General features: G+C 66.6%; 17 protein-coding genes and 1 pseudogene. 9 read left to right on the forward strand and 9 right to left on the reverse strand.

Annotation, left to right across the window (positions count from 1 at the left end; translation table 11 throughout):
• The first annotated feature begins 37 nt into the window (after window positions 1–37).
• Window positions 38–5,239, forward strand: a complete 5,202-nt coding sequence (locus tag GA0070607_RS22715; RefSeq protein WP_157743201.1) for an AAA family ATPase — start codon at window positions 38–40, stop codon at window positions 5,237–5,239.
• Window positions 5,236–6,390 (forward strand): hypothetical protein, encoded by a 1,155-nt coding sequence (locus GA0070607_RS32450; protein ID WP_157743202.1) that lies wholly within the window; start codon window positions 5,236–5,238, stop codon window positions 6,388–6,390. The genes GA0070607_RS22715 and GA0070607_RS32450 overlap by 4 nt, the downstream gene beginning before the upstream one ends.
• Before the next feature lie 589 nt (window positions 6,391–6,979).
• Here GA0070607_RS32450 and GA0070607_RS22720 read toward each other — a convergent pair.
• A complete protein-coding gene (locus GA0070607_RS22720; RefSeq protein WP_089020004.1) occupies window positions 6,980–8,050 on the reverse strand; it encodes an ImmA/IrrE family metallo-endopeptidase in 1,071 nt (356 codons plus the stop codon).
• A 25-nt stretch (window positions 8,051–8,075) separates the two neighbouring features.
• Window positions 8,076–8,369, reverse strand: coding sequence for a type II toxin-antitoxin system RelE/ParE family toxin (locus tag GA0070607_RS22725; protein WP_089020005.1), 294 nt, complete (start codon window positions 8,367–8,369; stop codon window positions 8,076–8,078).
• 1,027 nt (window positions 8,370–9,396) lie between these two features.
• Between GA0070607_RS22725 and GA0070607_RS22730 the strand changes: the two genes are divergently transcribed.
• A complete protein-coding gene (locus tag GA0070607_RS22730) occupies window positions 9,397–11,046 on the forward strand; it encodes a hypothetical protein (protein WP_089020006.1) in 1,650 nt (549 codons plus the stop codon).
• Between the two features lie 216 nt (window positions 11,047–11,262).
• Here GA0070607_RS22730 and GA0070607_RS32455 read toward each other — a convergent pair whose 3' ends face one another.
• The 4 genes from GA0070607_RS32455 to GA0070607_RS22750 all read right to left on the reverse strand — a co-directional run bounded on the left by GA0070607_RS32455 (window position 11,263) and on the right by GA0070607_RS22750 (window position 17,451).
• Window positions 11,263–14,397, reverse strand: coding sequence for a coiled-coil domain-containing protein (locus GA0070607_RS32455; protein ID WP_157743204.1), 3,135 nt, complete (start codon window positions 14,395–14,397; stop codon window positions 11,263–11,265).
• A 38-nt stretch (window positions 14,398–14,435) separates the two neighbouring features.
• Window positions 14,436–15,692, reverse strand: a complete 1,257-nt coding sequence (locus GA0070607_RS32460) for a hypothetical protein (RefSeq protein ID WP_157743205.1) — start codon at window positions 15,690–15,692, stop codon at window positions 14,436–14,438.
• Window positions 15,685–16,224, reverse strand: coding sequence for a hypothetical protein (locus tag GA0070607_RS22745; protein WP_089020009.1), 540 nt, complete (start codon window positions 16,222–16,224; stop codon window positions 15,685–15,687). The genes GA0070607_RS32460 and GA0070607_RS22745 overlap by 8 nt, the downstream gene beginning before the upstream one ends.
• Before the next feature lie 82 nt (window positions 16,225–16,306).
• A protein-coding gene (locus GA0070607_RS22750) for an IS3 family transposase (protein ID WP_089020010.1) occupies window positions 16,307–17,451 on the reverse strand; the annotation gives its coding sequence in 2 pieces (ribosomal slippage) (window positions 16,307–17,178 and window positions 17,178–17,451; 1,146 coding nt in all).
• Window positions 17,452–17,573: 122 nt separating this feature from the next.
• On the opposite strand from GA0070607_RS22750, the gene GA0070607_RS22755 reads away from it, so the two are divergent.
• From GA0070607_RS22755 to GA0070607_RS22770, 4 genes and pseudogenes are all read left to right on the forward strand, one after another.
• Window positions 17,574–18,344, forward strand: a complete 771-nt coding sequence (locus GA0070607_RS22755; protein ID WP_408630847.1) for a hypothetical protein — start codon at window positions 17,574–17,576, stop codon at window positions 18,342–18,344.
• A 55-nt stretch (window positions 18,345–18,399) separates the two neighbouring features.
• Window positions 18,400–19,326 (forward strand): DNA methyltransferase, encoded by a 927-nt coding sequence (locus GA0070607_RS22760; RefSeq protein ID WP_231931192.1) that lies wholly within the window; start codon window positions 18,400–18,402, stop codon window positions 19,324–19,326.
• A gap of 4 nt (window positions 19,327–19,330) precedes the next feature.
• A pseudogene (locus tag GA0070607_RS22765) lies at window positions 19,331–19,891 on the forward strand (DNA cytosine methyltransferase); the annotation flags it as partial.
• A 79-nt stretch (window positions 19,892–19,970) separates the two neighbouring features.
• On the forward strand, window positions 19,971–20,312 hold the full coding sequence (locus tag GA0070607_RS22770; protein ID WP_231931238.1) for a hypothetical protein: 342 nt from the start codon (window positions 19,971–19,973) through the stop codon (window positions 20,310–20,312).
• Window positions 20,313–20,633: 321 nt separating this feature from the next.
• Here the strand turns inward: GA0070607_RS22770 and GA0070607_RS22775 are convergent, their stop codons facing one another.
• Window positions 20,634–20,867, reverse strand: a complete 234-nt coding sequence (locus GA0070607_RS22775; protein WP_089020012.1) for a hypothetical protein — start codon at window positions 20,865–20,867, stop codon at window positions 20,634–20,636.
• Between the two features lie 122 nt (window positions 20,868–20,989).
• On the reverse strand, window positions 20,990–21,451 hold the full coding sequence (locus GA0070607_RS22780) for a DUF6328 family protein (RefSeq protein WP_089020013.1): 462 nt from the start codon (window positions 21,449–21,451) through the stop codon (window positions 20,990–20,992).
• Between the two features lie 202 nt (window positions 21,452–21,653).
• Here GA0070607_RS22780 and GA0070607_RS22785 point away from each other — a divergent pair, with 202 nt between their 5' ends.
• Window positions 21,654–23,054, forward strand: a complete 1,401-nt coding sequence (locus GA0070607_RS22785; RefSeq protein WP_089020014.1) for a sulfatase family protein — start codon at window positions 21,654–21,656, stop codon at window positions 23,052–23,054.
• A 9-nt stretch (window positions 23,055–23,063) separates the two neighbouring features.
• Window positions 23,064–23,930 carry a bile acid:sodium symporter family protein gene (locus GA0070607_RS22790; protein WP_197701116.1) on the forward strand — a complete coding sequence of 289 codons (867 nt, stop codon included), beginning with the start codon at window positions 23,064–23,066 and terminating at the stop codon, window positions 23,928–23,930.
• 49 nt (window positions 23,931–23,979) lie between these two features.
• Here GA0070607_RS22790 and GA0070607_RS22795 read toward each other — a convergent pair whose 3' ends face one another.
• Window positions 23,980–24,648, reverse strand: a complete 669-nt coding sequence (locus GA0070607_RS22795; protein ID WP_157743206.1) for a DUF421 domain-containing protein — start codon at window positions 24,646–24,648, stop codon at window positions 23,980–23,982.
• Window positions 24,649–25,288 lie beyond the last annotated feature (640 nt).

Here is a 25,288-nt window from a genome sequence, read left to right on the forward strand (position 1 = left end):
CCCGACTTGCCGGATTGGGACCAGTTTGAGGACGCGCATGAACCTGAGGGCGACGCACTACGGCTACGCATACCAGGACCTCATCACTGGCATCGCCCTCGTCGACCTGATGCTAGGCACCGCGGAAAGCATCACGGTCGACACCAAGGGGTTCACGGGCGACCGGTTCGACGACCTGACTATTGGCTACAGGACCGGTCGGCGAGTCCGCATCCAGATCAAGCACACGAATCTGGACCGCGAGCTCTCGAAGGACAGCTTCTCCGGAGACGGGAGGAGTCTCCGGCTCGACTTGCTGTACGGCGCTCTCCTGTCCGACCTGGACCAGCATCCCGGCACTACGTACCGGGTCATCGTCCGTGACGGCAACCCGGATGAGGGCCTCGCCGCCGTGTTAAAACCTGTTGAGGCGGCAGACGACCCTGGCGACCCGCTGCCGGGCGTCGCCACCCGCAGGTTCAAGTTCGACCCGACGGCCCTGCAGGAAACTGAACCCTGGAAGACGCGTCTTGCCGGGCTCACTGAAGTGCAGATCCGCACGGCGTGCGAGTACCTCACGGTCGACACCAGCGCCCCGGCTTCGACGCTCGACTTCTCCGCGCCCGGTCCCGCTGAGCGCGCGCTCCTGCGTCGCGTTATCGAAGAACTCGGCTCTGGCCGTCCCCCCAACACCAACATTCGACCCGAATACGCGGCACTCGCCTTGGCGCACGCAGCCACAGGCGCCCGGGCACTCGACGGGAACGTCGCCCGGGAAAGAGTTCTGCCCCAAGTCGGGCTTGCCACCGACTTCGGTGCGGTCGCCGAAGGACACCCCATCGAAACGGCCGTCGTCGTGCATCGGGCCGGGGCTGCCACCGAAGTGCGCAAGCATGTCGACGCCGTTGCCTCCGCCGGTGGCCGTGTCATCGTTACCGGCGAACCTGGTGTCGGCAAGTCCTGGCTGTGCGAACAACTCGCAGACACCTACCGCGACGAGGGCTGGATTGTTGCCAGGCACCACTGCTGGCTCGGTGCCACTGACATCAACCGAGGGGAACGCGTCCTCACCAATGTTGTCATCGGAAGCATGCTGCGGCAGCTCGAACAGGTCGTGCCCGAAGCCACCACAGACCTGCGGCCCAGGTTCGCCGCTAGCCCGGACGCACTCACCGCGGCAATTCAAACATGCCGCGAGACGCGCCCTCGCCAGAACGTGCTCCTCATCGTCGACGGCCTCGACCACGTCGACCGGGTCCTCGGCCGGCGTACCAGCCAGCAGACGGACCCCTCACGCCTACTGGTTGACCAGCTTGCCGCCATCGACCTCCCGCCCGGCGTATGCATGCTCATCGCCAGCCAACCCGGTTCCCACCTCGTCAACGCAGCACCCGACACCGGCGACTCCCTCCAGATGCCACGCATGTCATGGGAGGAGATTCGCACTCTCGTGACTAAGCACGGGCTGCTCACCGAACCCGGCGGGACCGAGCCGCTCGACGACGAACGCGCCATCGTCGACCTAGTCCACAACCGCTCCGGCGGCAACGCGCTACACGCCACCTACCTGTGCCGGTACGCGACCCGCACCTCGCCGCTCGACGACGACGCAGCGCCGGGCACGGCCAACGACATCATTCACCGACTAACGAGTATCCCCGACACGGCCACTGACATCGACGCCTACTACGAGTACCTGCTCGGCGCTATGACCGCCGACCAGTTGTTCGCCATCGGTACCCTCGCGCTGTGCGACTTCGCGCTGTCCGCGAACGAGCTCGGCGAACTGCTTCCCCCGATGGTGAAGCCGTTCTTGGCGCCCGCTCTCAAGGCGCTCGCACCCGTGCTGACCTCGCAACCCGGCCTCGGCGGCCTGCGCATCCATCACGAAAGCTTTAGCCGGCACATCCTGCGCGGCAGAGACGACGAGTGGGTCGCGTCCATCCGTGAAAGCGCCGCCGCGTGGCTCACGGCTCGCGGGTTCTTCACCGACGCGCGGGCGTTCCGGCACCTCCCCGAACTCCTCGCGCACCTAGACCGGTACGACGAACTGAAGGAACTCATCCAACCGGGCTTCGTCGCCGAAGGCCTCCGCGCGTTTCAACCGCCGGAGGCGCTTCAGTGGGTCGTCGGGATCGTCGCCCGCGAAAGCGAAGCACGGCTCGACTGGCCAACGCTGATCACCTGCATCGAGACCCGCAAGTCAATTGACACCTACGAGACAGAGTCGCTGACCGACTCGATCGTCGAGTATGCGGACGTCGTGGTCGCCATCGTCGGTGCCGACATCGTAGCCGAGCGACTTATGTACGAAGGGCGGGCCACATTCCCGTCACGGTGGGGGCTCCGCCTCTGTGAGTCCGTGGACCGAGCCGGGGCTGCGGCGCCGTGGAAGGTGTACATCGACGCCCGAAAGCACGAATCGAAGCGGGAACGCTCCACCTACAGCTCTGACCGCGACGGAACTCTCTATCGGGCCGGCCAACTCGGGGCGCTCCGCCTCAGCAATCAGCGTGGTGACGTCCCGCCGAACCTAGCCGAACAGGTTGCCGAGAACCTCCAACTCGACCACGACGCGTCCCTCGAAGACCTCGTCGAGGTGTTCACCGCCGGTCTCCCGGCAGGGTCCATGCCGGAGGTTGCCGCGGCAATGACCGATCCCACCAAGGCCGCCCGGGTCTACCTGAAACTCGCCGACCTCGCCACAGCCGGGGCACCTGGCCTACCCGATCCGGCCGACCTCGCCCGGCAGGCGTGGACGCTTGCGCCAGCACTCGACATCGGGGGGTACCTCAACCACGGCATCCCTGGCGCTGATGTTCTCACAGGGCTGGGAACCATCAACCTTGAAGCGAACATCCAGGCCGCCACCGACGGCGTCCTCGACGGGCGCCTCGTCAACGACGTCAACGTCCAACGGTGGCTTTCGCTCCTCACGCTCGCACACTCCCTCGACGGGACTATTCCGCTCAAGTACGTCAGCCAACTCGCGGGCGAAGGCTTCTATCGCGCCTGGCTGCGGTACGCGGTGACGACCATCGGCATCGCAGACGACGTCGCCGCCGGCGTCACCACGGCCGAAGAAGCCTCCACGGTCGTCCTGGTCGCGCTCGCGGACCTCGCGACAGAAGCACAGCCGTTCACCGGGGACCCTCGGGCGTGCGACCTCTATTCCATTCACTCGCTCGTTCACAAGGTCGTCGAGGACTCCCTCATCGTCGTCCAACCTAGCGACCTCGGCCCGGTTCTCGCCCATCTCGTCGCCATTAGCGACGGCACCACCACCACGACCAACTTCGGACTGCCCGAGAACGGGCCCCTGACAATAAATGACCTCCTCGAAATCCTGTCTCGCGTGTCCAGCCACATCGGCGTCGACGCCATCCACGCCCTGATCAAGGTCATTCGGGGCCGACGCCGTGACACCAACACCCAGTACAGCATCACCGCCGACTTCGAACTCGCAACCGCCCGCATCTGCGTCGCCGCCGGCGCAAAGGATGAAGCTAACGAATGTTGGCGCCGCGCCTGCCTGCTCCTCGCAAGCTACGGCGGACACAAAGACCCCACCCTCTCCGAAATCATCGACAGCATCCACGACATCGCCGACGTCGACATCGCCACCGCACGCGTGTGCCTGGCCAAGCTCGTCGATCTCGTCTACCTGGTGCGGCAGCACACCAACGGCCGCGGCACCTCACACTTCGTGGACCGGTGGTGGGAGAAGGTCGCAACCATTGATCCGACCGCTGCGGGCATCGACGGCGCCGACACCCTCCTCGCCGAGCTCGGCTTCGAAGACGGGCGCGCGCACACAGCACATACTCACTTGCTCGAAAACCAGGTCACGACTGCAGACCCCATCGTCTTGGCGGCCCTCCGACTCACCGTCGGGACGGACTGGCGTCGCCCGACCACCGACCTCCAACTCCTCACCCGACTTCAGGAGGAGCTCGGCAAGAGCCCGCAGACAGACGTGATGCTCGCCATCGTCGCGAACAACATTGCGGCGAGCTACGACGACCAGCCGATGCTGTACACCAGCGATCAGCCCAAGTCCGCGGTGACACCGGAGCTTGTCGACGCAGTCGTCCGATTGGGTGGCGCAGCTTTCCCCGCCCGGACGCCGCGTCCAGAGCAAAAGCGGAACAGCGCATGGGACTCCAACCCAAAGCCCGACCCGCTGGAGATGCAGAAGCGGCTCGTGAGCGACCAGCGTCCCGTCGTCCCCGAAGGCCGAGCGGGTGCGGTCCTCGCGGCACGCGAGTTCGAGAACCAGCGATATCGGGACGACGCCGCTCCCAGGTGGGAGCTTGACGCGGTCACGAACGCCATCGGATGGCGCATCGTCGAAGCGGCCGTGACCGATGGCGCAGAGGCGGGTATCGGGCTAATTGACGATGTCGCTCGTGAGGTGGCCCGGTTCTCCGATAACGAGGTGTTCGCTGGTCTTGGCGAGGGACTCGCCGCCCGCTGCGAGAGCACAAACGACTCGTTGAAGACGGTGGCAAGCTACTGCCTTACGCTCGCTTACATCCGCATACGGGGCGGGGGCGGGTGGCGCACGTTCGCCGGACGGGAACGTGTACACCTCTGGACCGCGGCACACGAACTGGACTCGGTTACCGCGGAGAGGACGCTAGCGGCGGCGGTCGCCGAGACAGTCGATTCAGATCCGCAGCGCACGTACGGGGTGACTCAGGCTGTGGTCGCAGCGTTCGCTTCAACGCCGACCGGCGCGCAGGGTGGTACGGCGGTCGAGTGCTGGGAGGCTGCGTTCTCGGTCATCCAACATCGGCTCCCGGGTATCGCGGAACGGGCCGGTCACACGTACCGGCCGACCGCGACCCCTGACTCGCAGGACGCACTGGATGTTGCGATGGCGACGCTCGCATTGGCGACGATCTCTCAGCCGCTGCGCGCGGACCTGCGGCAGACGCTCATCGCCACCACCCTGCTGATGACGTGCCGCCCGAGGATCGGGCAGGCGGCACTCGTCCACGTACTGCGGGCTGGCCTGGATGCAGGCCGGACCACATGGCTGTTGGACGTCGTACGCGCCTGCCTGCCGATCGGTGAGCTGACTGATGAGATGGCAGCAGAGTGGACGCAGCTGGCACGGACTGATTGGTTGTCGGTGCGTGCGCTCGCGGGCCAGATCCTGGATGCACACGGACGTCCTGTTCCGCACCCGCCAGCGACCGAACCGGCCCCGAAGGTGCGTGCCGCCTTCCACGCCCTGATGGGGGAGCGCGAATGACGCCGGCGACACCGGAGGAGCGGGCTAAAGGCCTGGTGAACCTGCTTCTCGATGACCGTTTGAAAGGTGCGAACGAGCCCCCGGGATTGCGTGAAGCAATCGTCGACCGGCTCGTCGGGAAGGTCGATGACATCGGGAAGCGCTTCGGGGAGCAGGTAGACCATTTGCGGTCACCGTCGGCCCAGCGCATTCCGGACGCGTACCTCGCAGACGAAGAAGTCGTCGAGAACGAGCTGCAGGCCGCGGCTGCCGGCATCCGGACCGCGAGAGCGCTTGAAGGCGTCCTATCAGATCCGCGACAGTTCGAGGTCCATCTATCTAGACGTTTGGCCCCGAACGCTCGATGGGCGCTGCTCAGCGAAGCATCAAGGGTTCCGCGCCCCCCAACCCGAGCCAGTGTGCTCAACTGGTCTCTGACACCCATCCCATGGGTTGAAGACAACGCTGAGTGGCCCCCCGCCGGCGCAATCACCCTCGCGGATGTCCGGCAACTCACCGGTGCAGACGGCGAGCCGGTACGCGTCAGCGAGGAGCCGTACAAAGGATGGGTCCAGCTCGGGATGTTCGAGCGGCAAGCAACACTCGGCACCCGCTACCCCGCCGTCGCAGCCCGGCAAATACTCATCGCAACCGGACTCGAGGCGTGCGACCGAACACCACCCGTCAACAGCATGCCGCTCTCCCGCGCCGCCCCGGACGCGTGGACCGTCTGCTGCGACGACCTCGCACCGGGTCTCGACGCCGACCGTGCCCGCATCGCCCTCAGCTCCACCGGACGACCCCTCGCCGCAATCGTCGACTACGAGGGCCAACCGGGCGCCACGGCGCATGACCGTGGAGTTGGACTCCAACGCTTCACACTCGTCCCCCGAATCGAAATAGTCGCCCTTCTCGGGCTCCGCCCCGAAACACCAGCATTACGTCACGTCCTCGTCGACGACAACGGCGCAGCAATTGTCGGCCGGCAATGGCACGGTTTCCTCATCCACGATGGCAGCTACACACCACTCGAACCAGCCATCCACGGAGCCGATCTAATCCTCCGCCCTGACCTTTACGAAATCATCGTAAACACCGCCGGTAAGGATCGACTTGCCCTCGGTGTGACCGTCAGCCATTTCGAGAATGCGCCATCAGCGGGGCGCTCCTAAAGGCGACGATTGAAGCGTTCGTCCCTCCATGCTGAGACTACTCTTCGCCGCACACTGAGGAACTCTCCCGAGAGCGAGAATGTGGTTCATGGACTGACCATGCCCGCCGACTCGTCAGGGACGGAGAAGGCACTATAGCCATGTCAGTGGGTATGTCTCGGGCCTCGTGTCATTACTGGGCAAGTGACGCACGCTCATCGGCACGACCGGAAGCCAAGATAGTCGGGACGGCGTGACTGCGTAGTGAACGGTCGGTGCCAGATGCGTGAACCGCTTACGTCCGGCTCCTCGGCGAGTTGGTGGATCTTCCGGACGATCATGCTGGTGGCGAGTAGGTCGTGGAAGGCCGCCCGTTCCTCCTTGAGGTCGACAGGCCGTCCCGCCAGCTAGGCCAGGAGTTCCGGGAGGTGCCACGCCGACAGGCCGCTCCGCCCAAGTCACGGCGCACCCTGCCAAGGCGGTTCGTGTACTGCCCGTCCGGTTTGACGTTTTCCCAGCTCAAGCGCTATGGGTGTACCGGGTGTGGCAGTTGCGCCTCTTCCCTCACGCCGGACCGACGTCACCAACCGTCCTGTTGTGTACGAACACGCTAGCTTTGGGACGGCTTCATCTGGAACTCAAGCTTCCGCTTTAGCCCATGCCCCCAACCATAGTCCTTGGTCTTCCGCTGGGCACGACCGAGAACGATGCTCGGCGCGATACCTAATTGGTCAGCGAGCACGCGCACAGCCGCAATGTCGCGCGTGCGCGGCAGCCGGCGCTCGAACGAGGGTGGGATGAGAATATCCGAGGCGTACGTGTTCGCCTCTTCCTCGGCAGCGTTCTGCTCGCCGTTTATATAGAGGTCTTGGTCGCCATGCAGGAGGACATGTCCGAGCTCATGGAAAAGAGTGAACCAGAGCTGGTCGTCGCTTCTCCAAAGAAGTGAGAGCTGGATGACGGGATGCCCGCTAACCCATCGCGTGGCTCCATGGATGCCCAGTCCTGGCACAGCCGGGATGAAGCAGAGCACGACGCCGGTCTCACGCAGAGCCGTAACGGTCTCCTCGATCGCGGCCACTGGCTCCTGCCTTGTAAGCGCGCGGAGCCTAGGTATCAATGCCTCCAGCCCTGGTCGGTTGAACGCAGGGACGTCGCGAAGGCCGTCATGGTGACGCTCTGCCAGCGCCAACCAAACTGCGAGCGCTGGCGCATCCTCCCGCCTCGCGGCGGCTCGGCGATACGCCACGCTTCCCTTCGTCCACGTGACCTCAAAAGCTTCCAGGCTAGCCACGCCCAGCACTCCGAGCAGTTGTCGGACAGTTTCCGCCCGCTCCCGGGCAGGTGCAGTGATGAAGCCCCATTTGCGCAAGTAATGAAGCGGAAACTTCTTGGCTTGCTCGTGCTGCGCGACGAGATCGGCGCCCGCGGCCTCACGAGCGAGGGCATCACGATAGCCAGACTCGTACATGTTCCACAGGCGTGAAGGGATGCCTGTCACCCGCTCTAGGGCGAGAGCAAGAGGATGCGACAACGGGGCCTTGCCGCTCAACAGTTCGCTGACATGCTTGGGTGTCACGCCGAGACGGCGGGCCAACTCGGCGGCGTTAATGCCTTCGTCCTCCATCCACTCGGCGATGAAATCGCCGGTGGCGACGACGTAATCCAGTGTGGTGGACATGTTCCGCTCCTATCCTCCTGGATGCCTAGTGGTAGTCGACGATCTCGACTACCACCACCGTGATCACTTCGCGCTGCTCGGGTCGTACGATCAGCCGCCAGTTCGCGGTGAGCCGCGCCGACCACTGCCCCGCGCGATCACCCGTGAGCTCCTCCCAACGACCCGGCCCCTCCAACACGTCCGCCATCTCAACGACGTAGGTCAGCTCGGCAAGCCGGAGCCTCAGCTTCTTCGCGACAGCCGCACCGTAGGTGGCCTGCATCCGACGAGCATCGGTGCAGACCCGCTTCAGGTCCCGCGTCGCGTAGTCGAGCTCCATGGTTCCATGTTACCTAAATCGTAACACCGGCCTGAGCGCGGTGGTAGGACCGTCAAAGTGACCCAGGACGCCTCGGCACCCCATCGAGTCGGAGCCAGCCGGTTTGGATGAATGAGACTTAACGGACTTTTGGTGGAGCCCGGGCGTGCCGCCGCTCACTGCTGGGCCATGCAGCCCTTCGTACGCCGCGGCCGATTGCAGCGGGGCTGATCCGGGGGGCCGGCATGCCACCGCGGAGGTCGCGGTAACGCCATCCACTTATGCCGCAAATCTTGAGGCGCAGTGTCAGGTCCGTCAGGTGGTCAGCAACCCGCGGCGCACCGGTTCACCGACCTCGGTGGACCGCCAGAACCGTCCCAGGACGCCGCCTCCGGCACCGCTCGTGCGAGCCGGGCCCAATCGAAGGCGTCGCCGATCCGGCCGATCACCGTGCCGCTCGGGCCAGTCGGCCGTAACGCAACACCACCACGGCCACTCCGTCAGGACGTTTACCCAGTTCACGGCGCTCCTTGCCCAAAGCGGTTCGTGCACCGCCCATCCAGTTTCACGCTTCGAACTCACTTGCCATGGGTAGGACTCGATGCGCAGAACCCGAACCGCATTCCTGCAGCTCACGGGCATCCTGTGTCAGTTCCGGCCATCCGTCGACGCGCTTAAGCAAGCAACTGAGGGCCTTCCACTCGCGTGATCCCGGATCCTCGCAGGCAGTCGATCTCACTAGCTCGTGATCATCTCGTTCGAGGGCAAGGGCCGCCCGCTGTAAAGACGAACGACCCTTGCCAACAGGGTGCGCGCTCGGGGCGGTGGCGCTCCTCCCGGGCTGACGTGCGTCGGCATTCCTTGATCAGAAGGTTGCTACCTAGCTTCTCGGCGCTCGCCACCGGTAGTGGGTAGCCCGAGGGATGTGAGCGGCTAAAGCTAGGCTGCTGCCGTGGTTGAGGCGCGGGGGACGATCCCCGAACGAGTCCGACGGGCGCTGTATGGGCTGAGGCGCGGTCACTGCTACGCGCCTGAGTGCGACGAGCCTGTGGTCGTCCTCGACGAAGGCCAGTCGGTCTTTGTCGGTGAGATCGCGCATATCGTCGCGGCGGTCGCGTCCGGCCCGCGCGGCGGCGCGAACGTCCCGGACCGCAACGCGTTCGAGAACCTCCTGATCCTGTGCGGCCGCCACCACAAGATCATTGACGATGTGCGGACTCGAGACCGCTATCCGGTCGACGTGCTGCGTGAGTGGAAGGCCAAACGCGAGGCTGAGTTCGACACCGCGACCCGCGAGGAGCTGCACCGACTCGACGACCTGCCGGTTCGGCTGCCCCACCTGCTCGTCGAGGCATTCCGCGACGCGACCACCGAACTTACGGCGACCGTCGACCGGTTGGAAGCCACCGGCCAGCTCACCCACGATGCCGCGCGCCTGCTGCACGCGGCGCTCGCACGCACCGCCAACACTGGTCCGGGCGTGGGCGACGGTGTGCCGGGGGTCAAGGAGGCGTTCGAAGAGGCGTACGACGCCGCCGGCGGCGCGTCGTTTCTCGGCCTGCCCAGCGCGGCAGCATACGAAACCGGCCCCGGCGTCGTGCAGCATCTGCGCGGTGCCCGCTGCGGCCACCCCGCAGTAATCTGCGCGATCGCGGGCAGGGCGGCGGTGGTAATCACTACGGACCTGTGGAACGGGATCGCGAACATCGGCGGCGGCCGTCCGAGCGGCGGGGTTCACGGCGTCGGCTTCCCGGTGCACACGACAGGCGGCGACCAGCGCTACATCAGCCCTACCATCGAGCAGGTACCGACTACGGGCGGTTCCTGGCGCGCAGGGACCATGCGCCGGACCGGCGACCGCCGGTGGATCTGGACTCCGGATCTTGTATTCGACTCGAACAACTCCGCCAATGCTGAAACGGCCTTCAACTCGCAGTCGGCGTTGGATCTGCGGCTGCGGCTCGCCGCGCAGATCCCGTTCGCGCAGGACGAGCCGAGGCTGACCGCATCGGGCCGACGTCGACTGACCGCTGAGTTGGCCGAGCCGGAGATGACTGCAATCGTGGCCGCCTTCGCTGCTGACAGGACCGGGGTGCCGGGCGAACTGCGGTGGCGACCGTGCGCCGACCAGTTCGCCCGCAACGACAGCTGGGGCGCCTCCTACGAGTGCGTGATCCACTCGGCTGATGGCCGGCCCACCATTCGCGGCACGCTGCAGTTCCTCATGCCTGACCTCATGCGCTCTCAGCGGCTCACAAGCCTGGTTGACATTGAGATCGACTTCGACGGCTGCCAGACTGAACCCTGCCAGCCGAACACGCCGGTGACCCGGCGGCTGTCCCACGTGGAGATCACCGAGTTCTTCACCGCGGCGTGGCGCCTTGCGTTCGACGTTCTTCCTCTGGCCTTGGGCGAGCCCGTCGCAGACGGTGACCACGGCGACCGGCCCGGGGCGAGCCTGTACATCATCAACGAGCGCGGGCAGAACACCGGTGGTGAGCGGACCTTCCGGCTCGGTGACCTGGTCGATCTAAGTCCGTTTGGTAGCACCCACAAGATTTACCAGTCTCGGCTCGACCTCGCCGTCGTTGGCCGCGGATCGCTGAGCGAACACGACGCACGCAACGTCGTGCGGCGTGCGCTGGTGCGCGCGGCCGAGGACGCCGGGTTCGACGCCGCCGATCTTGTCACCTGGTGAACTATCCCGCCGAGCACCCCATTGGCCCGCCCTAGCCGCGAACGGGCGCACCGGAGACTTTTCTCGCCTGCGCTGGCCCTACCCGCAGGCCAACGCCGCATTCGACAGCGGAGCGCCTCGAGTCGCACTGGGATAAAACCCCTACAGCGGCGCACCTAGAACCTGCTGCCGATGGCCGACCAGATGCGCAGCAGCTTGTTTGCCGGTACGCGATTCTTACATCAGCTCTCTGCCCTCGAGCAAAGCTTCTGCGGTCAGCTCTACACGGTTGCCCAGTTGATCCCTTCCGAACATTCTTGTGGGCCGGTTCAGTGCCTCGGACTTGGATGGGTAGTGGAAGTAGAGGACTTGTCCGCAGTGCGGGCTTGCTTCGGACATGATCGCGTCCTGGCAGGTGGCCAGAATCGTGATTCGATGCTGACGGGCCACCTCGGCGATGGCGTCGAGCACCTCACGGCGATGTTCGGCGCCCAGCGAGTCAGCAAGCTCGTCGAGTATCAATACCCGGCCCTCGGGATTCGGTGCCGCGAGCAGGGCAGCCAGGACGAGGTGGATCGAGAAGAGCTTTTCCTGCGCTGTGTTGGTGACGTTGTCGTAAGCTAGCATCGGCCCTTCTGGGTTCCGCCGCCATCGCGGGACCACCTGGCATTCCCATTTCTTGTCCGGCTTGTCCGGCGATTGGAGCGTGTAGTCGAGTTTTGCACCCAGGCCGCCGGAGTTGCGGTTCAAATCATTGAGTGCCTTGCTGATTCGATCCAAGGCGGAGGATGCGCGTTGCTTTATTGCGTCTTGCGTCATCGTGAGGGCTTGTTCCAGCTCGCGGCATTTTTTGCTGGCGAATTCGGTGGTGTGCTGCCGTGTCTGGCGTGCGTGGATCACCTCTTCGTGGGCGGATGAGTCGCGTTCTGCTGAGTCGTCGAGCCATTCCATGATGCTTGCGAGTGTGGAGATCATCTGTTCGGCGGTTGCGGAGCCTGAGCTTTCGCGGCTTGCGGCGTACTTGCCTGCAGCCTCAGCGACGTCGGCAGGTGGAGGTGCGCTGCTGTCCGGGTAGACCTTCAGGTTCGCGATGGCTACGACTAATTTGTCGTGGGCGCCTTGTTGGAGCGTTGCATTGGTACGGCGCTCGATGTGCGGGTTTTCGTCGCTCGCCGGTGGGGCGGGGGCTTCGTCGACGAGTTGGTCGTAGTCGTCGTCGGTGTTGAGCGCTGGCCATCCCAGTTGCTGCAGCGCGGCGTCGATGCCGCGTGCCCATGTGGAGAGAATGGCGTCGTTCGGTCGGCTTGCGGCCTCGTATTTGTTTAAAGCCGAGGTCAGAGTGCGAAGCTCTTCCTGTGCGGCCATCAGGTTGCTGTTGGCCCCGTTGAGCAGTTGAGTACGTTGTGCCAATGCGGTCTCGGCGGCACGTTGTTTGGTTTCTGTATCATCAACCGCGTCGGATAGGGGTGGCATGACCTGTTGACGGTGGGCGGTCAGGCGGTGTTGGAGTCCTTTCTGATGTTGCGTCAGCGATGCGCATTGTTCTGCAGCATGCGCGCGTGTCGCGTTGGTAGCGGCCAGTTCGGCGAGTTTTTTGGCCCGGCCGAGCTCGTCTAGGCGGCGTTGAACCTTCTCTTTGGCGAGTGTGACCTGCCGATCCCAATAGGCGATGAGGTCATCGAGGCCGACAGTCGGGGCCTGGAAGCCACCGATGATGCGCAGGCCGATGTCCTCAGCGTGTACATGGGTGACGGGCTCAGCTGCGAGGTGTTGCCGTCCTAGTGCCTCGAGGAATGGGACTGCTTCACTGGGTGCTGAGACCACTCCAGTGGGAAAGCGGGAGACTTTGTCGGTCGAGCTGTTGGGGGCAGGTCGTGAGATGAGAATCGTGCCTGGATTTTCATGTAGAAGGGGCAACGCCTCAGTGAGGTTCTCACGCGAGACCACAAGTGCTTCTCGCCATGGGTGGAGCCGGGCCTCCCAATCTTGGCGATAGGTTGCCTCTAGGTGTACGGAGGCGATGAGTGACTGTGCGGTTATGCCCTTCTCAGCCAGCAGGCGGATGACCTTGCCGGATTCCCCGAATTGACCGTGGGCGGCTTCCTGTCTGGCCGATTTGGCTGCGACGAGAACGTCTTCCGCGGTCTCAAGCCTAGACTTGGCTGCGCCGACTTCCTGGTTTCGGCTTTGGCGTTCCTCGGCGGCCTCCGCGGCGGGTGGGTCGAACTTTAGGTCGTAACCGGTCGCCTTCTGGCGGGCACTTCTTAGGGGGCTTTCCAAGGCGTTGAGTTCGCCGACGAGTTGTCCTTCGACTCCGAGGGCCAGCTGGTAAGCGCTCTTGGCCTCGCTCAGTTTGCGTTTCTGTTCCTCGTGAACGTCTTGGAGTTTCTTAAGGTTGCGTAGCTCGTCGCGCTGAATGGCCAGTGTGGCGATCTGCTTCGTCAGCTCTTCGCGAGCGATCTTTGCCTTAGACAGCAAGCAGGTGGCGGATGCCGCTCGCGCGTAGGTGTCCACAACAGCGCGCGCAAGGCTGGCGTTCCACATTTTAAGCGCAGCGCCGGTTTGCTCGCGAAGCTCGTCGCGGGCTTCGACCTGGCGCAGAATCTCTGCCTCACGCGCTGTCTGATTACGATCGTTGTCGATGTGCGTCTGCAGCTCTGCCTGTTTGTTGGCGAGGTCCAGACGTTCCTGTTCGTCTCGCTCGAACAGGGTCGCACGTCCGGTCAAAGCGATGAGCGCATCGCCAATCTGGTCTGGAGTGAATGTTCCCGCGTCTAGCTTCAGCAGCGAAGGGCGGGAGCGGACTTGGCCTCGGCTAGCCACATAGGCCAAGACGCGCGGGCTGCGGCCATAGAGTTTCTCGGCGAACTCGGCACCGCCGAATGTCTCGCTGGGCAGGGACCGGAACACGCGAGTGGCATTGAGGTGTCGTTCTCGGTCGTCGCTTCCTGGTGTCAAGTGGATCCCGGGCCCGTGCTTCACCTGGACGTAGGGGGTGCCGGAGGAGATCTTCATCCAGACGGTACAGGCCGACCCGGCGACGTTCGTCGGATCAGCGAACACGCCGACGATGTAACCCTCGGTGGCAGCGCTTGCCCCGGTGATGCCCGCGGTAACCGGTTCGAACAGCAGCGTGGCGACGGCGCCGGCGCCGTTGCCACCGACCCGCCATTCTGGATCGCCGAGGAGCAGGGCAGTTGCGGCGAGAAAGCTCGTTTTGCCGGATTCGTTGGAGTCGACGGGCCCCATGCCGGTGACAGCGATGAAGGTCTCGGGGATCAGTCTCACCGGGTGAGCGGTCAGTCGCGCGATATCGAGGGTCTGCACCAAGATGAGTTGTCTGGTGCCAACGATTCCGAGCTTGGCGGTCACGAACCTCGATGCTGCCACGGTAATTGCAAGCCCTTCGGTTAGGCGTCGGTCGCGCGTTGCTCGCGGATTCGACGGGCCATGTAGCCGTTTGGTCGGCCGAGCACGATCAAGTCTTCCCAGAGCAGGTTCCGCTGGTTGGGAGTTAGCCGTAGCAGGGCCGGTCCTGGTAGGTAGCCGCCTGCCCTTGCGGTAGCGACGAAGCCTGCCCGACGCAGTCCCCGTAGGGCCGCGACGGCGGTTGTGCGCTTGACCGTCCGGTTGGCAATGAGCGTGTCCATCTGAACCGGGTGGGTGCTGGCCCAGGTGTCGTCGAGCTGGATGCCTCGTGCTCTGGGAATGGCGACCGTGTGAAGTAGCACGAGGGCTAGGACTGCTCGCTCCATCGGTTGCAAGGTGCCGACTTGGTGCCGGGCGAGGGTCGCCGCGACAGCAGATGGGTAGCCGGTGATCCAGCTGTGCGACCCCACGGATACTAGTGTTCGCCCGCATCGTGACAGCGTGATCTCGACTGAGGAGCGGATCGCGGGATCCATGAGCATGGGAAGGTCGGCGTGCCGGATCGGACCTTCGGCTGCTTCCAGGGCGCAAATGACCCTTCGGATATTGTCGTCGAAGTCGGTCGCCGGCGCCTGTGAGTCAGTGGCGATCCATCGCACCGCCGATGACTCGAACGTCTCGTCTGGCGCGGTTTTCGGCGGCTGGCGGTGCTCCGTAGGTCTCGGCAGCCGCTCATGAATCCTTCGTAGCTGTGACCAGGTGGCCGACGGTAGCGCAGCGGCAGCCGGGCCGAGTTCACCTCGGTCCCCGTTCAACGTGATCAGTCTTGCGGTCGGCAGTGTGGTGTCCAGCGCGGTGACGATCGACCTACTGTCGGCGTCCAGCGCCGCGCACGTCGCGATGATGGACGCGCGGGAGAATGGGCGTCCCGGGTACGGGCTCGCGGCGGGATCCGGCCACGCCTCGCCGAGACATGCAGCCCACACGAGGTTCGCTACTGGAGGCAACGTCCTCGGCGGGCCGCTCGGGTGTAAGTCGGGATTGGGCGCAGCACCGTTGAGCCATCCGCGAATCAGAATCGTTCGCCCGTGCGCGTCAATCAGTTCACCGAGGCATCGGTCCGCTCCTGCTGCGGCGGTCATCGCTCGGCCCAGCGTCGATGCTGCCACCGGTCCGTTGACGTGTCCGATCGCTCGCACGTGGGCGAGCAGCAGCGCTCCCGGGTCCGGCTCCGCAAATTCGTCGGTGGCCTCGGCGCGCTGCGCTTGACTGCCTATCGCTGCCGAGGGATTAGACATCCTCACCATTCCGATCCAGCTGTGTTTGCTCGATGATCGCGCCGATCTCAGGCAGCGCAAGGTCCGTTCGTATTAGCCGAGCAGGGTGCAGATAGGTGACGGGAGCCTCCGCATCGATTAGCAGTGCCTGGTCAATGTTCAGTGCGAACGGTTCGCTCCTGTCCGCGTCCAGCGTCATGGCGTCGGTCAAGATGCGGATGGCAGCTGGCCAACTGGTTTGCATGGCCGACGTCAAGTCCGCTTCCGATCGCCCAGCGAGGAGCGCTTCGAGGCCGAGCCGTCGCCGACGGCGGGTCTCGGCCGCAGCCCGTTCGATGGCCGCGATCGGGTCGGGATCCAGCCCACCTTTGGGCGGTTCGGGTGGCCGGAACCGGTGCTTGGGCCGGGGCCGATAGTGGTCGAGGACCTTGATCATCGCGGTGGTGTCGATGACGACTTCGGGTGCGTCGGCGACGAGGTGTGTACCGACCTCGCCGAGCAGTTCCGGGGTGCTCTCGATCGCGGCGTCTTCGTACTCGCGTGGCGTAAGCACGTCGAAGTTGAGACTCGCTCCACCGTGCGCGAGAACCTTGCGGGACTGCCCCGGGTTTGGTTGACTCGCGGGGTTGAGTGGTTCAGGCCGCGTGTGCGGGCTGGTTGATTGTCTCAAACTCGATGGGCGTGAGCCGGCCGAGGCGGCGTTGCCGTCGCCGGCGGTGGTAGGTCCGTTCGATCCAGGTCACGATCGCCAGGCGTAGGTCGTGGCGTGTTTGCCAGCGTTGCCGGTCCAGGACATTGCGCTGCAGCAGGGCGAAGAACGACTCCATGGCGGCGTTGTCCCCGCAGGCGCCGACGCGGCCCATCGAGCCGGTCAACCCGTTGCGGTGCAACGCTTTCACGAATTTCCTGGACCGAAATTGGCTGCCCCTGTCGGAGTGCACGATCGTCGCGGCCGGGTTCCGCAGCCGGGTGGCGTTCGACAGCGCAGCGACGGCCAACGAGGCTTTCATGCGGGTGTCGATGGAGTAGCCGACGATCCGGCCGGAGTACACGTCCTTGATCGCGCACAGGTAGAGCTTGCCCTCGGCGGTGGGGTGTTCGGTGATGTCGGTCAGCCACAGCTGGTCGGGGGCGTCGGCGGTGAAGCGGCGCTGCACCAGGTCGTCGTGCACCGGGGGTCCGGCCCGCCTGGTCAGGCCTCTGCGCTTGGCGAAGACCGACCAGATGCGCTGCTGTGAACACAGCCGCGCGACCCGGTTGGCGCCGGCGCTGATGCCGTGGGCGGGTAGTTCGTCGGCGATGAACCGGTAGCCGAACGCCGGGTCGTCGGCGTGGATGTCGAGGGCGGCGTTGATCAGGTGAGCGTCGTCGAGGTGTCGCTGCGAGACCGGCTCGGCGCGCCACGCGTAGTAGGCCTGCTTACTGAACCCCAGCACCCGGCAGGTCACCGCGACGGGGATCCCGTCCGCGGCCAGGTCACCGACCAGCGGGTACATCATTTTGGGGAGATCTCCTTGGCGAAGTACGCCGCGGCCCGCCGCAGGATCTCGTTCTCCTGTTCCAGCACCTTGTTCCTGCGGCGCAGCTCCCGCAGCTCCGCCGACTCGCTGCTGGTGGTCCCGGGACGGATGCCGTCCTCGACGTCGGCGAGCTTGAGCCAGCGGTGCAAACAGGCCTCGGAGATCCCGAAGTCCTTCGCGATCTGGGCGATGGGGGCCTCGCCCTTACGGGCGACCGCGACGACGTCACGGCGGAACTCCAGGGGGAACGCTTTCGGCATGACAGACATCCTTCCAGCGAGGAACGCATCCTCACAGGTCAGGAGTCAACCGAACCGGGGGCAGTCCCGACCGCTCCGGCGCCGACCCAACCCTGACCGATCTGGTAACCGGCAATCCGCCGGTGCCGATCACCGTGTGGCGCACCGCCCGAACCTCCGCCGACGCAGGCCGCACCATCGGCGCCCGCTTGGCCTACCGCCTCGTGTCCGCCTACAGCCGGCCCCGCGACACGGTCGTCGACTGCACCGACGACCACGCCCTGTCCACCGCCTGCCTCGCCGGGCGACGCCAGCACCACCCTGGCCGGTTCACCAACGGGCCCAGCCTCCTCATCGGTCCGGCCACCGAACCTGCCGAACCCCACCCGACCGACGAGCAGCAGCAGTACGACGACGCTCCGGAGATGAGCGCCTGGTTCGGTGACGACCTCACCGACCCGGCCGACCCCACTGGCTCGCCGCAGGCGACCGGCCTGCTCGTCGCCACCTGGCCCCTCGACGGCAACGAGGCCACGAACCGGGTACGCCTGGCGTGCCTGCTGAGCGCCTGCGCCCGCCTGCTGCGCCCCGGCGGCTGCCTCGTGCTCATCGTCGCGGTCCCCGCCGGCACCATCGCGACGCCGGAGGACTTCGGCCCTCTCGCCGCTGCGGCGGCGAACGTCGGGCTGGGGTATCTGCAGCACATCGTCGCGGTCACCGCCGACACCGACGCCGACACCTTCGTCTACCACGTCACCGACGACGAACTCCTCGCCCTCGCCGAGGAGACGGTCGGGCAGCAGTGGACGCTCACGCACCACCGCGTCCACGCCGACCTGCTGGTGTTCAGCCCTTCACCGGTCACCCCGCCGCAGCGGCGGCGAAGCCGCGAGGGCGGTGAGCGACGTGGCTGAGTACCCCACCATCCAGGGCCCGGATGAGCCGGTCCGGCCGGAGGGCGCTGGCGACATGCACCGCGCCCACGAGGATCGCCACCGGGATCACGACGGACGAAACCCGGACCCGACCGGGCCAGAGAGCCTGTCGGTGTGGGCTACCGCCCAGAGCACCGGGCCGGTACAGCGCCGAGGCCGCTACGTGCCCGAATCGGTAAAGCACCCCGCCCGGATGCTGCCGGCGATCGCCGCCCACGCCGTCGCCGCCTACACCAACCCGGGGGACCTGGTCCTCGACCCGATGTGCGGCATCGGCACCACCCTCGTCGAGGCCATCCACGCCGGCCGCGACGCCATCGGCGTCGAATACGAGTCCCGCTGGTCCGACATCGCCGACGCCAACATCACCCACGCCCAGCACCAAGGGGCGACCGGTAGGGCGGCAGTGATGCGCGGCGACGCGACCCGCATCCTGTCCCTCGTTCCCGCCGCCCTCGCCGGGCAGGTCGCCCTCGTGGTGACCTCGCCGCCGTACGGGCCGACCGTCCACGGCCTGGTCCGCCCCGGCGCCGACGGAGTGGCGAAGTTCGACAACGCCTACAACGACGGCACCGACCGAGGCAACCTCGCCTACCGCGACCTCACCGGCCTCGCCGACGGGTTCGCCCAGATCCTGGCCGGCTGCCACACACTCCTGCGTCCCGGCGGCGTCGTCGTCGTCACCGCCCGGCCCTGGCGCAAGCACGCGCAGCTGGTCGACCTGCCGTCTGCGGTCATCGGTGCGGGGATCCGCGCAGGCCTGACACCGGTCGACCGGTGCGTCGCACTCCTCGCGGCCGTCCGCGACGGGCACCTCGTCGCCCGACCCAGCTTCTTCCAGCTTCAGCAGGTCCGCCGGGCCCGCACCGCGGGCACCCCGATGCACCTCATCGCACACGAAGACGTCCTCGTGTTCGCCAAGACCCAGCCTCCCACTGAGCTACGGGAGGGCCGCCAGTGAGCAGATGGGCCACACCCTGCCTGCGCCCCGGCGCCAACACCGAGCCACTGGACGTGATGCGGATGCGGGAGGTGGAGTGAGTGGCCAGCTTGCCGGGCTGGCGCCTGGACCGCGAATCGGATCGCTGTGCACCGGATACGGCGGACTCGACCTGGCCGTCGAGCTGGTGCTCGGCGGCCAGCTCACCTGGTACGCCGAGACCGACCGGCACGCCCGCACCGTCCTGGCCCACCACTGGCCCGACGTGCCCAACCTCGGCGACATCCGCACCGTCGACTGGAACACCATCGAACCTGTCGACATCCTCACCGCCGGGTTCCCCTGCCAGGACATCTCCAATGCCGGCAAGCGCGCCGGCATTGGCGGCGAGCACTCCAGCGTCTGGACCTGCGTCGCCCACGCCGTTCGCGTACTTCGACCGCCGCTCGTCTTCGTGGAGAACGTCGCCGCCCTCCTCCGACGCGGACTCGACGTCGTCGAAGCCGACCTGGCCTCGATCGGGTACGACACGAGCTGGCTGTGCCTAAGAGCATCCGACATCGGCGCCGCCCACCGACGCGACCGGTTGTTCCTGCTTTATCTGGACAGTCGAGTGCCCTTGTGGTGCAGATCACGCGGGGAGCGTGAGGTGATACCACTGTCGGGTGCGGTACCGCCACGCCCGGACCCTGGTCCGCCGCGCTGGCACGGCGCTACGCGACGCCGAACCGGTGCCACCGGACCTACCCGCCGCCATCGAAGAGTACGGCGCGGCAGTGCGGCTGCTGCACCGGGAATTCCTGGCCGGCAAGCAACCAGTCCAGGCCCGCCATCGGGTGCTGTCGGCGGTGCGGCTCGCCGGGGAGGCGTGCCGGCAGGAGATCCGCTTCTCCGGAACGATCGTGGTCTCCCAGCTGCGTACCGTCGCCAACGAGCTGCTGCGGGCCACCGGGGTCCGACGCGACGAGGCACGCCACCTGGTTCGCCGTGCCGCCGCCGGCCACTGAACGCTCCCACCCGACCGTCGGCCGGCCACGCGCCCCGCCTGCTCCGCCCCAGGGGCGCGCCGATTGGATGTACCGCACTCTGGCGGAGCAGCGTCGGCCGATGCGGAGTTGCCATACCGGCAGCGGGACCTGCCTGCGCTGGCAGACGGGCAGCGGGTATTCGGGCTGGAGATGCTGCGCCCGGCGCCAACCCCCAGCTGCGGTATCGCGATGAGCAAGGCCCTGGACCACCGCTGACCGCGTTGGCGATCAGCGCCAGGGCGGCGCAGGGATCACCAGGCCTCCCAGTAGTAATCAGCGAAAAATCACCGACAACTCTGGTCAGAGCCGGTACCGCAGGGCGGCGGTGTCGCTCGTGCCGCCGATCGGTTGACCAGCGTTGCCGTTGATTGCGGGCTGGAAACTACGGCCGGGCCCATGGCGCAACTCCTCGTCGCCTGGGCCGTCGGCGACGACAGCCTGTTCGTGCCAGGTGACCCCGACCCCCGAGCAGCAGCAGGCGAAATCCCGCTTCCTCACGCTGCCGCTGACCAGCCAGCAGCGGTGGCTCACCACCCACGCCCACGCTATCCGTACCTGCGGTGACAGGACTCTAACCTGAACCCCCGTGGGGCGGGCGGTCAGCTGGCCGTGCCGGTACCCCTCCGAAAGCTGCCGGCGCGGGGGCGCGGGTTCGGTCACCTCGCCCGTCCCCAATCGCGTCGGGTGAGCGGCAGGCCCACCCAGAGCAGCAGGAAGACCAGCGCGGTGATGGCGGACAGCAGCAGGGCGACGCCGCGGGGGAGCACGTAGTCGGTGATCAGCAGCACCGCGCTGGTCATGGCGATCAGCAGGAAGCCCAGCGCGCCGGTGGACACCCGGTGCGCGTATCGGACCAGCTCGGATTTGCGGGCCTGGCGGAACAGCGCCGAGTGCATCGCGACCGGCGCGATGATCAGTGCGGTCGCGGCGGCGGCGGACACCAGCGCAACGAGGTACGCGTCGCGCTGGAACGGGGTCACGTGCGGGAATCCGGCGGTGAACGGCAGGGTGAGCAGGAAGGCGAAGAGGATCTGCACGCCCGTCTGTGCGACGCGCAGCTCCTTCAACTCGTCGGTGAAGTTGCGCTCCAGGCGCTGCTTCTCGGTCTCCCTGGCCATGGCATTCCCACCTCCCGTCCCGTCCGGTTCGGTCGTCAAGGGCAGGACCGGTACCCGATGGTAGAACGGCGCGGGCCGGGGCGCCGGTGTTCGAGGGTTGCCGGCCTGGTTCCGGACGTCGCGGGAGTCGCGGCCGCAGGCCGCGCCCGCATCTGCGGTGCGGCGGGACGTTAGGTGCCGCGAAGAACAGGTATAGGGGGGCATGGCGACGGCAGGTGGCACGGGGACGGTGGCGGGCGGAGGTCGACCGCCCGAGCCGCCCAATATCCTCTTCATCCTGGCCGACGACCTGGGTTGGGCGGATCTCGGCTGTTACGGCTCTACAGAGATCCGTACCCCCAACCTCGACCGGCTGGCCGCGGCGGGCCTGCTGTTCCGGCACGGCTACGCGTGCTCGCCGTGGTGCTCGTCGACCCGTATCGGGCTCTACACCGGGCGCTACCCCACCCGGCTGCAGGCGGGCCTGGAGGAGCCACTGACCACGCGCGCGGAGGGCAACGGGATTCCCGCCGACCAGCCGACCCTGTCGTCGTTGCTGCTGGCCGCCGGCTACGAGACGGCCATGTTCGGCAAGTGGCACTGCGGCTGGTTGCCCTGGTACAGCCCACTGCGCATCGGCTTCCAGAGCTTCTACGGCAACTTCGACGGGGCGATCGACTACTTCGAGCACCTCAACACCACGGGCGAGGCCGACCTGTACGAGGGAGAGACCCCGGTGGAGGAAGCGGGCTACTACACCTCGCTGATCTCCGACCGCGCGGCCGAGTTCGTCGCCGCGGACCGCACCGGCCCGTTCTACGCGCAGCTCAACTACACCGCGCCGCACTGGCCCTGGGAGAGCTCTGGCGACCGCGACGTCGGTGCGGAGATCCGGCGCAGGTTCAGTCGGCAGTCGGTGCCCACCCCCCTGATCCATCCCGACGGGGGCTCGCTGGCGAAGTACGCCGAGCTCGTCGAGGAGATGGACGCGGGCATCGGCAGGGTGCTCGCCGCGCTCGCCGCGGCCGGACGCGCCGAGCAGACCATCGTGGTCTTCACCTCCGACAACGGCGGTGAGCGATGGTCGAAGAACTGGCCGCTCGTAGGCGAGAAGGGTGATCTCGCCGAGGGTGGCATCCGGGTGCCGCTGATCCTGCGCTGGCCGGCCGCCGTGGCCAGCGGCCAGGTCACCGACGAAGCGGTTCACACCCTGGACCTGACCGCGACGCTCATCGACGCGGGCGGGACGGCCTCGGACGAGCGGTACCCGCTGGACGGGGTGAACCTGTTGCCGTGGCTGGTCGACGGGGCCGACTTCCCCGAGCACGACCTGTTCTGGCGCACCTCCAACCAGGGGGCGCTGCGCCGCGGCCGGTACAAGTACCTGTTCGACCGCCGCGACCGGTCCGTGCTGGGCAACTGGCCGCGCCGCCCCGGTCCCTTCCACCTGCTGTACGACGTGACGGTCGACGGCCGGGAGCAGGCGGACATCGCCGACCACCATCCCGAACTGCTGGACGACCTGCGCACGACCTGGACGCGGATCGACGCCGAGCTGCTGACCTTCCCGCCGGAACACCCCGGCGTGCCGGAGACGACGGCCGAGCACAGCGAGCCGGACTGAGCTGGTGTGATGATGCTGCGCGATGTCCTGTCCGGGCTGGCGAACCTGGCGGTCCTGGTGTTCGCCGTGACGTCGATGCTCTCGGTCGGGTTCGCCCACTCGGCCCGGGAGATCCTCAGCCCACTGCGGGACGTGTCGAAGTTGCTGCGGGCGCTGCTGGCCAACTTCGTCCTGGTCCCCCTCCTCGGGCTCGCCATCGTCCGGGTCTGGCCGCTCGAGCGCCCGCTGGCGGCCGGGCTGGTCCTGGTCGCGATGGCCGCCGGCGCACCGTTCCTGATCAAACTGACCGCACTGGCCAAGGCCGAGGTCGCGCTCAGCGCCACGCTGCTGGTGCTGCTGCTACCCCTCACCGTCCTGTACGCGCCGATCGTCGTGCCCCGGGTCCTGCCCGAGGCGGACGTCTCCGCCGTCGCCCTCGCGGTGCCGCTGGTCCTCACCATGCTGCTGCCCCTCGCCGTGGGCCTGCTGGTCCACGCGCGCTGGCCCGCGCTGGCCCGGCGGTCAACGCCGGTCGTCCGCCACGCCTCCACCGTCGCGCTGGTGGTGCTCGTCGCGGGCACCACGCTGGCCAACATCCCGACGATCATCGAGCTGTTCACGACGGGCGCGATCGTGGCGCCCGTGCTGCTGATCGTCGGCGCGTTCGTGATCGGTTTCCTGCTCGGCGGCAAAGACCGCAATGCCCGCGAGGTGCTCGGGCTCGGCACCGCGCAGCGCAACATCTCCGCGGCGACGGTAATGGCCACCCAGGGCTTCACCGACAACGACACCCTGGTCATGGTGATCGCGGCGTCACTCGCCGGCTTCGCGCTGCTCTTCCCTGCGGCAGCAGTGCTGCGCCGCAGTGAGTCCGCCCCCGCCAACCCGAACGGTTGAGCCGCCTGGTCCGCGCACGCTCGAACCAGGCGTGCGGAGCGCCGGTGCGTCACTCCACCGCGATCCGCACCACCTGAACGTCCTTGTCGAGGCTCACCTCGAGGATCCGGGGCCCCTCGTGGCGCGGGATCACGCTGATCGTGCCGTCCCGTTCGAGGTAGGCGAGCCGCACCCGGGAGAGATCGTTTTCGCTGCCCGTCTCGTGCAGCGCCTGGTCGAGATCCATCCGGGAGATGTGCGCGTCGCGCAGCGCGGCAGGATCGGCCTGCCCGTCCTTGACCAGCAGCACCGGATGACCCTTGACGAGCGGACCGAACCAGTCGAGGCGGTACGCGAGGGCCGCCATCAGCCGATGCAACATGACGAGCACGAAACCGGCCAGCCAGATCGCGAGCAGCCCCAAGGTGTTCGTGATGGCGCGGCTCATCACGGAGCCGAACATGATCGCCACGACGAGGTCGAACGCCGTCCCCTTACCGAACAGCCGCTTGTGGCCCAGACGGACGATGATCACCGCCACCACGAAGGTCAGGACCGCCCGCAGTGCCATCTGACCGGGATTGAGGTTGTCCGCGCCGATGCCGACCAGGGACCGCAAAAACTCAATCATCTGACCGGCACCTCCAGCCTCGCCTGAACCGCGATAATCAGGATCAATCCGAGAATACTGGACACTGCCGGGGCCGCGGCGGCGTGAAGCGACGTTCGCCGTGGACACCACCAGGGGGTGCCGCCAGGCCGCACTGCGGCGAGCCCCGGTCGAGGTAGATCCGTTCGGCCGGCACCCCGAGGTCGAGCAGAACCTGTCGGTTCGCCTCCAGGTTCCGCTAACGGACACCCCGACGGTCAGCATCACTCAAGATTCAATATTTGGCTGGCTGGGACAGCTGATAAAGAGCAAACGACGTCTGCGGCTGGATGGATGTCGTTCGGCAGCGGCCCGTCGACGCCTGGGATGTGACAGGGTCTGCGGAGACCTCCGCGTAGACGAGCACGGCGGGGCCACTGCTTGTAACTTGGCACGTCGACGCCTGGTAATGCCGGGACCATCGAGTCCTTCGGCAAGACCGCGCGTGGTGCCGTCCAGCGCGGCTTGGGCCAGCGGGTGACGTCGGTGGGACAGCACGGGACGTGATCCCTCTGGGTAGATCGGCGACCTGCTGGCCCAAGTCGTAGCACCACAGGCGGGACAGCGATGCTGATCATGGTTCGAGCCCGCCCGGCTCGGCACACACCTCGCTACAGGCGAGCCCTTGAGCTCTGACGCGAGACGGGAGCCGCGCGGGTCGCTGGGATCGCGAACGGCTCAATCGGAGGGAAGACCATTGAGTCTCGTTATCAGGGCGCCGCGCGTTCCC

It is taken from the genome of Micromonospora coriariae (assembly GCF_900091455.1).
Classification (GTDB): Bacteria; Actinomycetota; Actinomycetes; order Mycobacteriales; family Micromonosporaceae; genus Micromonospora; species Micromonospora coriariae.